At 66.8% G+C, this 9,678-nt stretch carries 8 protein-coding genes; 6 read left to right on the forward strand and 2 right to left on the reverse strand.

All coding sequences use genetic code 11. The features are described from left to right. Nucleotides 1-21 precede the first annotated feature (21 nt). Nucleotides 22-981: a LacI family DNA-binding transcriptional regulator gene (locus MJ606_RS13770; RefSeq protein ID WP_243050116.1), complete on the forward strand. Its 960-nt coding sequence runs from the start codon at nucleotides 22-24 to the stop codon at nucleotides 979-981. A gap of 13 nt (nucleotides 982-994) precedes the next feature. Here MJ606_RS13770 and MJ606_RS13775 read toward each other — a convergent pair whose 3' ends face one another. Continuing rightward, nucleotides 995-2,641 (reverse strand): HAMP domain-containing sensor histidine kinase, encoded by a 1,647-nt coding sequence (locus MJ606_RS13775; RefSeq protein ID WP_243050101.1) that lies wholly within the window; start codon nucleotides 2,639-2,641, stop codon nucleotides 995-997. Between the two features lie 304 nt (nucleotides 2,642-2,945). On the opposite strand from MJ606_RS13775, the gene sucC reads away from it, so the two are divergent. The 3 genes from sucC to MJ606_RS13790 all read left to right on the forward strand — a co-directional run bounded on the left by sucC (nucleotide 2,946) and on the right by MJ606_RS13790 (nucleotide 6,702). Further along, the gene (gene sucC / locus MJ606_RS13780) at nucleotides 2,946-4,109 is read left to right on the forward strand and encodes an ADP-forming succinate--CoA ligase subunit beta (protein ID WP_243050102.1); all 1,164 of its coding nucleotides are present in this window, start codon (nucleotides 2,946-2,948) and stop codon (nucleotides 4,107-4,109) included. A gap of 14 nt (nucleotides 4,110-4,123) precedes the next feature. Then, a complete protein-coding gene (gene sucD / locus MJ606_RS13785) occupies nucleotides 4,124-4,999 on the forward strand; it encodes a succinate--CoA ligase subunit alpha (protein ID WP_243050103.1) in 876 nt (291 codons plus the stop codon). A 71-nt stretch (nucleotides 5,000-5,070) separates the two neighbouring features. Next, complete coding sequence (locus MJ606_RS13790) at nucleotides 5,071-6,702, forward strand: NAD+ synthase (RefSeq protein ID WP_243050104.1); 1,632 nt, start codon at nucleotides 5,071-5,073, stop codon at nucleotides 6,700-6,702. 165 nt (nucleotides 6,703-6,867) lie between these two features. On the opposite strand, the gene MJ606_RS13795 is transcribed toward MJ606_RS13790, so the two are convergent. Beyond that, a complete protein-coding gene (locus MJ606_RS13795; protein ID WP_243050105.1) occupies nucleotides 6,868-7,707 on the reverse strand; it encodes an outer membrane protein assembly factor BamD in 840 nt (279 codons plus the stop codon). A 70-nt stretch (nucleotides 7,708-7,777) separates the two neighbouring features. Here MJ606_RS13795 and rluD point away from each other — a divergent pair, with 70 nt between their 5' ends. After that, nucleotides 7,778-8,755, forward strand: a complete 978-nt coding sequence (gene rluD, locus MJ606_RS13800; protein ID WP_243050106.1) for a 23S rRNA pseudouridine(1911/1915/1917) synthase RluD — start codon at nucleotides 7,778-7,780, stop codon at nucleotides 8,753-8,755. A 10-nt stretch (nucleotides 8,756-8,765) separates the two neighbouring features. Then, nucleotides 8,766-9,512, forward strand: coding sequence for a peptidoglycan editing factor PgeF (gene pgeF, locus MJ606_RS13805; RefSeq protein WP_243050117.1), 747 nt, complete (start codon nucleotides 8,766-8,768; stop codon nucleotides 9,510-9,512). The last annotated feature ends 166 nt before the right edge of the window (nucleotides 9,513-9,678 follow it).

Here is a 9,678-nt window from a genome sequence, read left to right on the forward strand (position 1 = left end):
GTACCCGCAGCCAGCCTGACCATGGCTGACTTGGCGAGTGTCGCCGGGGTTTCGAAAATCACCGTGTCGCGGGCGCTCAGCGACAGCCCGCTGGTCACCCGGGAAACGCGCGAGCGTATCCAGGCGCTCGCCCACGAGCTGGGCTACAAGCTCAACGTCAGCGCGCGCAACCTGCGCCTGCGCCGCAGCCACACGGTGGCGGTGATCGTGGAGATGAAGCCCAGCCATGACCGCACCATGTTCGATCCGTATCCACTGATCCTGCTCGGCGGCATTTCCCAGGAGCTGACCGCCAGCGGCTACAGCGTGCTGCTGACCACCCGCCAGGGGGCGACGGCGGCGGCGGTGCAGGCGGCCGATGGCTTGATCCTGCTCGGCCAGGGCGTGCGCCAGGACGCGGTGCGCCGCTTCGACAAGCTGGGCCTGCCGATGGTGGTGTGGGGTGCGCCGGGTGAGCGCGATGAACACATCGTGGTGGGTAGCGACAACCGCCAGGGCGGCCGTGCGGTGGCGGAGCATTTCATCCGGCTGGGCCGGCGCAACCCGGTGTTCGTGGGCAATCCCAACCATCCGGAAATCTTCGAGCGCCTCAATGGCTTCGTCGATGCACTCGCTGCGCACGGGGTGAAGCCGTTGCTGATCCGGCGCGACGAGTTCACCCTGGCCTCGGGCATGGATGCGGTGCATTCACTGGTGGAGCGCGAGGTGGCGTTCGACGCCCTGTTTGCCTGCAGCGACCTGCTGGCCATGGGAGCGATCCGGGCGCTCGGCGCGCTGGGGCGTTCGGTGCCCGGCGACGTCTCCGTGGTGGGCTACGACGATATGCCGCTGGCGGCCAGTTTCCTGCCTCCGCTCAGCTCCGTCCGGCAGGACTGGCAGGAGGGCGGCACCTTGCTCGCCCGCAAGGTGCTGGCCTTGATCGGTGATCACCCGGCGCAGTCGGAAATGCTGCCGGTGGAGCTGGTGGTCCGCGCGACCTGAGTCGTCGCCCGGGTCAGCCGGTTGCCGCGGCGTCGCCGGTCGCCTTGCCCATCCGCGCCGGCGTCAGCACCAACCGGAAACAGCTGCCGCCGCCGGCCACGCGCACGTATTCCAGCGAGGCCTGGTTGGCTTCGCTCATCTGGCGTGCCAGGTACAGGCCCAGGCCGGTGCCGTATTCGTGGGTGGTATAGAACGGCTCGAAGATCTGCGCGGCCACCTTGGGGGCGATGCCCGGGCCGCGGTCGATCACTTCCAGGATCGGCACGCCGTGTTCGCCGTGGCGGGCCACTACCAGCACGCGGGCCGGTTCGCCGGGCAGGCGGCCGTAGCGCAGCGCGTTCTGCACCAGGTTCCATACCACCTGCTGCAGCTGCTGCGGATCGGCCACCGCGGCCACCGGGGTGCTGGCCTGGATCACCCGCAGCGAGTCCTCGCCCAGGTCGTTGCCCTGGCGGTATTCGTCCACGAAGCCGTTGGCCCAGGTGCCCAGGTCCAGCGTTTCCGGGCGCGAGCGCTCGCGCCGCGACAGCTGCAGGATGTTCTCGATGATCTCGTTGAGGCGCACGCAGTGGTTGTTGATGATCTCCACCATGCGCTGGTCGGTGCCGTCCAGGTCCTGTGATTCGGCCAGCAGTTGCGCGGAATAGCGGATGGCCGCCAGCGGGTTGCGGATTTCGTGCGCGATCGAGGCGGACAGGCGGCCCAGCGAACTGAGCGTCAACTCCTCCGCGCGACGCGACACCAGCGAGGTGTCGTCCAGGAAGATCAGCACGTGCGAATCGTCGTTCGGCGCCAGGCGGCTGAAGCGCGGCACCACTTCGGGCACGCCGTCGGCCAGCTGGGTGGCCGATTCGTCGAGCTTGCCCGAGGTCATCCAGTGGTACAGGCGGCGCGACAGTTCCGGGGCCACGCGGCCCAGGTCGCGCTGGTCGGCGGCGGGGTTGCCCAGCAGCATCCAGGCCGACTCGTTGATCTGGTGGATGCGGTTGGCGTCGTCCACCAGCAGCACGCCGGTCTTCATGCGCCGGATGATCAGTTCGTTCACCTGGGCCAGGTTGGCCAGGTCCACGCCGCGCTGCTCGGCCAGCGCCTCGGTGGCGCGGATCTGCCGGCTCAGCACGTAGCACAGCACGGTGATGGAAAAGTACGCCAGGCCGAACAGGCTCGATTCCAGCAGCTCACGGTCCATGCCCGCGTCGCCGTGCTGGATCTCGAACACCGAATGGCCCAGTACGCCCAGCGTGGCCAGCGCGGCGAAAAAGCACGACAGCCGCAGCGGCAGGATCAGCGCACCCGCGGCCAGGTTGACCGCCAGCATCATGGCGATGCCGATGCGCGCATCGTGCATGGTGGTGATGGCCAGCACGGCGGCGATGACGTCCACCACCAGCGCGCCCGACACGGTCAGCCGCAGCCACGGGGTAGAGCGCCGGGTCAGCGAGAGCATGCCCAGCGCAAACAGCAGGAACAGCACCGCCACGCCGCGCGCCAGCCCCACGTCGGTCAGTTTCGGCCAGCCCAGGGCATTGGGGCTGAGGGCCAGGCCGATGTAGACCAGCGCCTGGGCCAGCCGGAAGCAGTTCAGGAATAGCAGTTCGTGGCGTGCCGCGTCGGGTGAGGGACGGGCGCTCGGATACGCGGGCTGCAGGGTGCTGGACACCTGGCTGGGCACTCTTGGTTGGCATTACCGGGACGGTCGGAGGCCAGTATAGACGCGGTTTTTGCATGCGGTAGGGGGCTCTGCCGAACGGCCAGGCAGGCGGCCTTCATCGGCCCGCCCCTTTCCATTGGGGCCCGCTTCCGCGAAAATACCGGGCCGTATTGCGCGGTTTTCGTCATGTCGACAGGCATGGCGGCGGCGCACTGCATCCGGCAGCGCTTGTACCGCCGTCGTTCCCCCCTGACCGCCCGGGCCCCACAGCCTGTCGCGGCCGCCATGTTTCCCCGTTCGCTCGAGGTATCGAATGAATTTCCACGAGTACCAGGCCAAAGAACTGTTCGCGCAGTACGGCATTGCCGTGCCGCCGGGCAAAGTAGCCAACTCTCCCGACGCCGCTGTCGATGCCGCCAAGCACCTTGGTGGTTCGCAGTGGATGGTCAAGGCACAGATCCACGCAGGTGGCCGCGGCAAGGCCGGCGGCGTGAAGTTCTGCCGCAGCCTCGATGACGTCCGCGCCGCTGCCAAGGGCATGCTCGGCACCCACATGGAAACCTACCAGTCCGCCGGCCGTGCGCTGCCGGTGAACCTGGTGCTGGTCACCGACGCCACCAACATCGCCAAGGAACTGTACCTGTCGATCCTGGTGGACCGTGACACCAAGTCCGTCTCGTTCATCGCCTCCAAGCACGGCGGCGTGGACATCGAGCAGGTCGCCAAGGAAACGCCGGAAGACATCCACACCATCGTGGTGGACTTCGTCGAAGGCCTGCAGCCGTACCAGTGCCGCCAGCTCGGCTTCGCCATGGACCTCAACGCGAAGCAGGTCAGCCAGCTGACCAAGATCATGCTGGGCCTGTACAAGCTGTTCAACGAGAAGGACCTGGCCCTGGTCGAGCTGAACCCGCTCGCCATCCTCGAAGACGGCAACCTCGCCGCGCTCGACGGCAAGGTCAACTCCGACGACAACGCCGAATTCCGTCACCCGGACCTGGCCGCCATGCGCGACCCGACCCAGGAAGACGCCGCCGAGGCCGCTGCCGTCACGCACAACCTCAACTACGTGACGATGGACGGCACCATCGGCTGCATGGTCAACGGCGCCGGCCTGGCCATGGCCACCATGGACGTGATCAAGCTGGCAGGCGGCGAGCCGGCCAACTTCCTCGACGTCGGCGGCGGTGCCACCAAGGAGCGCGTCACCGAGGCGTTCAAGCTCATCCTCTCGTCCGACAAGGTCAAGGCCATCCTGGTCAACATCTTCGGCGGCATCGTGCGTTGCGACCTGATTGCCGAAGGCATCATCGCCGCCGTGAAGGAAGTGGGCCTGAAGATCCCCGTGGTGGTGCGCCTGCAGGGCACCAACGTGGAGCTGGGCCGCGAACTGCTGGCCAACTCCGGCCTGGCGATCACGCCGGCCGACGATCTCAACGACGCGGCGCAGAAAGCCGTGGCTGCGGCCAAGGCCTGAGGAGTTACTGAACCATGAGCGTTCTCGTTAACAAGAACACCAAGGTCCTCGTGCAGGGCTTTACCGGCCAGCAGGGCACCTTCCACGCGCAGCAGGCGCTGGATTACGGCACCAAGGTGGTCGGTGGCGTGACCCCGGGCAAGGGCGGCAGCGAGCATATCGGCCTGCCGGTCTTCAACAGCGTGTCCGAAGCGGTCGACGAAACCGGCGCCGACGCGTCCGTCATCTTCGTGCCGCCGCCGTTCGCGGCCGACTCGATCCTCGAAGCCATCGACGCCGGCATCCGCGTCATCGTGGCGATCACCGAGGGCATCCCGGTGCTGGACATGCTGCGCGTCAAGAACGTGCTGGCCCAGCATCCGGAAACCGTGCTGATCGGTCCCAACTGCCCCGGCATCATCACCCCGGGCGAGTGCAAGATCGGCATCATGCCGGGCCACATCCACAAGCCGGGCAAGGTCGGCATCGTGTCGCGTTCGGGCACGCTGACCTATGAAGCCGTGTTCCAGACCACCAACGAAGGCCTGGGCCAGTCCACCTGCATCGGCATCGGCGGCGACCCGATCAACGGCCTGAACTTCATCGACTGCCTGAAGCTGTTCCAGGACGATCCGCAGACCGAGGGCATCATCATGGTCGGCGAAATCGGCGGCAGCGCCGAGGAAGACGCCGCCGAGTTCATCGGCGAATACGTCACCAAGCCGGTGGTGTCCTTCATCGCGGGCGCCTCGGCGCCGGCCGGCAAGCGCATGGGCCACGCCGGTGCGATCATCTCCGGCGGCAAGGGCACGGCGGCTGCCAAGTTCGCTGCGCTGGAGAAGGCGGGCGTCACCACGGTGAAGTCGCCGGCCGACCTCGGCAAGACCCTCGCGGGCCTGATGAAGAAGTAAGTCGGCACTGACTGCTCTAAAATGCGAAGGCCGCGATTCGTCGCGGCCTTCGTCATTTATGGAGCAAGTCGATGGCAATCCTGCGTCTGGCCCTGGCCCAGTACGATTTTCCGGTCGGCGCGGTGGCGGGCAATGCTGCCAAGGTGGGCGACCTGATGGCCCAGGCGCGCGAAGGCGGTGCTTCGCTGGCCGTGTTTCCCGAGCTCACCCTGAGCGGTTACCCGCCGGAAGACCTGCTGCTGCGGCCGAGTTTTCTCGCCGCCTGCCAGTGCGAACTCAATGCGCTCGCTGGCGCCACCGACGGTGTGGCGGTACTGGTCGGCCATCCACACAGCGAAGGCGAGGTGTACAACGCCGCCAGCCTGCTGCGTGGCGGACGCATCGAACTGACCACGCACAAGCAGGCCTTGCCCAACTACGGCGTGTTCGACGACAAGCGTTATTTCCGCCCCGGTCATGACAGTGCCGTGGCGATGATCGACGGCGTGCGCGTAGGCATGCTGATCTGCGAGGACATCTGGCAGCCCGAGCCGGCCGCCAAGGCGGCGGCGGCGGGCGCCGAGCTGATCGTGGTGATCAATGCCTCGCCGTGGGACGACGCCAAGCAGGCCGGCCGCGAGGCGGTGCTCACCGAACGCGCGAAGGAGACGGGCTGCGCGATCGCCTACCTCAACCTGGTCGGCGGCCAGGACGAAGTGGTCTATGACGGCGGCTCGCTGCTGGTGAATGCCCATGGCGACATCGCCGCGCGTGCGCCGAATTTCGTCGACGCCATGCTGTGGGCCGAGTTCGACAGCGAAACGCGCACACTGCGTGCGGAGAACTGGCCGGTGGCGCCGGACGGCTCCATCGAGGCCACGCTGTACGCCGCGCTGGTACGCGGCATTCGCGACTACATCGACAAGAACGGTTTCTCCGGCGTGCTGCTGGGGCTTTCCGGCGGCATCGATTCGGCGTTGACGCTGGCGCTGGCGGTGGACGCGCTGGGCGCCGACCGCGTCACCGCGGTGATGATGCCCACGCGCTACACCTCGCAGCTTTCGCTCGATGGCGCCCGCGCCCAGGCCGAACAGCTTGGCGTGGATTACCACGTCATCGACATCGAGCAGACCTACCAGTCGTTCATCGAGGCGCTCACCCCGGCCTTCCGCGGCAAGGGCCCGGACACCACCGAGGAAAACCTGCAGTCGCGCACGCGCGGCGTGATGCTGATGGCGCTGTCCAACAAGCACGGTCGCCTGCTGCTGGCCACCGGCAACAAGAGCGAGATGGCGGTGGGCTATGCCACGCTTTACGGCGACATGTGCGGTGCCTACGCGCCGCTGAAAGATGTCTACAAGACCGTGGTCTATCGCCTGTCGCGCTGGCGCAACGCGCATGCGGCGCGGCTGGGCGAGCCCGAAGTGATTCCCTCGGCGGTGATCGACCGGCCGCCCTCGGCCGAGCTGCGCGACAACCAGACCGACCAGGATTCGCTGCCGCCCTACGATGAACTGGATGCCATCCTGGCCCGTTTCATCGAGGCCGAGCAATCCCAGGCCGAGATCGCCGCGCAGGGTTTCCACGCCGATACGGTGCGCCGCGTGGTGCGCCTGGTATTGCTCAACGAGTTCAAGCGCCGACAGTCGGCGCCGGGGCCGCGGGTGACCACGCGGGCGTTCGGGCGCGAACGGCGCTACCCCATCACGTCGGGCTGGAAATAAGCTGCGAGAGAGCTTTCCGTAGGAGCACACCCTGTGCGCGACAGCCCAGCGGAGCGGTAACGCTGCAGCGCTGCGGTCGCGCACGGCGCGCGCCTACAGGTAAAGAAAAAGCCGGTGAGCTCGCGCCCACCGGCTTTTTTCATTCCGACGTGTCGGAGTCGTCGATCAATGATGACCCGAGAACGGAATCATCTTGCGTATCAGCGACGGCGAATGCGGCCACTTCGGATCCTTCAGGTACGGGTGATCCGGGTAGTTCATGGCCAGCACCTGGCGCGTCTGGTCGGCCAGGGTCTTCTGGTCCATGCCCAGGTAGCTGCGGGTGAGGATGGCCAGCGCATCGCCGGTCTGCGGCGCCTGCTGGTAATGCTCGATCACGTACTGGGCGCGGTCGGCAGAGGCGATATAAGCCTTGTTGCGCAGGTAGTACTCGGCCACGTTGATTTCGAACTGGGCAAGCACGTTGCGCAGGTAGATCATGCGCTGGCGGGCATCGGCGGCGTAGGCGCTGTCCGGGAAGCGGCGCGACAGCTCGGAGAAGTCGTCGAACGACTTCAGGTTGAAGCCCTGGTCGCGGCGGCTCTGGCTTTCGTCGCGCTGCAGCAGGCGCTCAATGGCGCCACCGGTGCGGTCGAAATTGATCAGGCCGCGCAGGTAGTAGGCATAATCCACGTGCTTGTGGGTCGGATACGTCTTGATGAAGCGGTTGATGGTGGAATAAGCGTCATCCGGCTGGTTGTCCTTGTACTGCGAGTAGGCCAGGTCAAGCTGGGCCTGCTCGTTGAAATCACCGGACGGAAAGCGCGCGATCAGGCGCTGGTACGCTTTGGAGGCTGCCGAATAGTCCGCGTGCTCCATGGAGTCGTGGGCCTTGGCGTAAAGCTTGTCCACCGGCAAGGTATCGTTGGTGTCCCGCTTGTGATGGAACATCGAGCATGCGCTCATCGACAAGGCGATGGCGAGCACGACAAAAAATTTGAAAGCCGGCAGCTTGGTTACGCGCATGAGAAAGGGTTCAGATGTTTGATCGAAAAGGGATGATAGCCGAAACCACCGGTTGCCCGGGCAGACGGCCATGACGACGATTCGTCATGAGGCCGCAGTGCCCCTGTCTGCCGCGGGTCGGAGGTTCGACCAGGCCTTGGCCGAGATGTTCCCGGACTATTCGCGATCCCGCCTCACGGCCTGGATCAAGGCCGGTGCGGTGACCCTGGATGGCGTCGTAGCGCCGCCCAGGCAGCTGCTGCGCGGCGGCGAACGGGTGCGGCTGGAGGCCGAGCTGGAAAACGAGGTAGAGCTGGCCCCGGAGGCCATTGCGCTGGATATCGTCCATGAGGACGAGCACGTGCTGGTGCTGAACAAGCCGGCCGGGCTGGTGGTGCATCCGGGCGCAGGAAATAGCGCCGGCACGCTGCTGAACGCCTTGCTGCACCATGATCCGGCGCTGGCCGAGCTGCCGCGTGGCGGCATCGTGCACCGGTTGGACAAGGACACTTCCGGCCTGATGGTGGTGGCCAAGACCCTGCCGGCGCACACCGCCCTGGTGGACATGCTGTCCCGCCATGACGTGGAGCGGCAGTACGAGGCAGTGGTGCTGGGCACCCTGGTGGCCGGTGGCACCGTGGATGCGGCGATCGGCCGCCATATGGGCGACCGCCTGCGCCAGGCCGTGCGCGACGAGGAGGACGGCAAGCACGCCGTCACCCATTACCGGCTGCGTGAGCGCTTCCGTGCCCACAGCCTGATCCAGTGCAGCCTGGAAACCGGCCGCACCCATCAGATCCGCGTGCATATGGCGCACATCGGGCATCCGTTGGTCGGTGACCCGCTCTACGGCGGTGGCCTGAAGCTGCCCAAGGGCGCCACGCCCGAACTGGTCGCGGCCCTGCGCGGCTTCCGCCGCCAGGCGTTGCATGCCGAGCGGCTGGCGTTCGAGCATCCGATCAGCCACGAACCGCTGTCCTTCAGCGCGGAACGGCCGGCCGACCAGCAGGCCCTGATCGATGCCCTGCGTGCCGACACCGTGCAGGCCGGCCCCGAGGAATGGCGGTGAACGCGTGAGCGTGGAGGGCCCCTGGATCATTCCCGATTGGCCGGCCCCGAGGCACGTGCGCGCCGTGGTGAGCACCCGGCAGGGTCCGGGGATATCCGTCGCGCCGTTTGACCGCCTGAATCTCGGCAGCCGTTGTGGCGATGCGCCGGAGTCCGTGGCGGCCAACCGCGCCGCCCTGCAATCGGCGCTGGGCCTCGAACGCGCGCCGCACTGGCTGCAACAGGTGCACGGCGTCGACGTGGCCGATATCGACGGCATGGACCATGAAGGCGAACCACGCGCGGATGCCGCCGTGACCTGCCGTCGTGGCGAGCCGTTGGCCATCCTCACCGCCGATTGCCTGCCGGTGCTGTACTGCGCCCTCGACGGCAACGCGATCGCCGCGGCACACGCCGGCTGGCGCGGCCTGCTGACTGGCGTGCTGGAGGCCGCGCTCGCTTCATTGCCGGCACCGCCGTCGCAGGTCATGGCTTGGCTGGGGCCATGCATTGGCGCGCCCAGCTACGAAGTGGGCGAGGAGGTGCATGACGCTTTCCTGGTCGGTGACGCGGGAGCGGAGGCTTGTTTCATGCCGACCCGACCAGGGCACTGGCTGTGTGATCTGGCTGGATTGGCGCGGCGCCGGTTGCTCGCTGCAGGTGTGGCGAGTGTGCATGGCGGTGGGTTTGATACGCGGACCGATGCGCGGTTTTATTCCTATCGGCGGGATGGAGCGAAGAGTGGAAGGTTTGCGAGTTTGATTTGGTTGGAGGGGTAGGTGGGGCGCGCGGTGCGCGCGTTTTTGGTCGTCATTCCCGCGAAGGCGGGGATCCAGGGACTGTCGCTTTTGTTGGCGTGGTCGCCGGGGTGCCGCCTGCGCAGCGGGCGTTTCGATCGTCTGCCGACGCTCGAGTCACTTTTCTTTTGCTGGCCCACGCATGCGC

The organism is Dyella sp. RRB7, from assembly GCF_022761115.1.
Lineage (GTDB): Bacteria > Pseudomonadota > Gammaproteobacteria > Xanthomonadales > Rhodanobacteraceae > Dyella.

Bases quoted from the DNA above. Each gene is read 5' to 3' on its own strand.
- MJ606_RS13790 (WP_243050104.1), top strand. From the start codon at position 5,071: ATGGCAATCCTGCGTCTGGCCCTGGCCCAGTACGATTTTCCGGTCGGC.
- sucD (WP_243050103.1), top strand. From the start codon at position 4,124: ATGAGCGTTCTCGTTAACAAGAACACCAAGGTCCTCGTGCAGGGCTTT.
- MJ606_RS13795 (WP_243050105.1), bottom strand. From the start codon at position 7,707: ATGCGCGTAACCAAGCTGCCGGCTTTCAAATTTTTTGTCGTGCTCGCC.
- sucC (WP_243050102.1), top strand. From the start codon at position 2,946: ATGAATTTCCACGAGTACCAGGCCAAAGAACTGTTCGCGCAGTACGGC.
- MJ606_RS13770 (WP_243050116.1), top strand. From the start codon at position 22: ATGGCTGACTTGGCGAGTGTCGCCGGGGTTTCGAAAATCACCGTGTCG.
- rluD (WP_243050106.1), top strand. From the start codon at position 7,778: ATGACGACGATTCGTCATGAGGCCGCAGTGCCCCTGTCTGCCGCGGGT.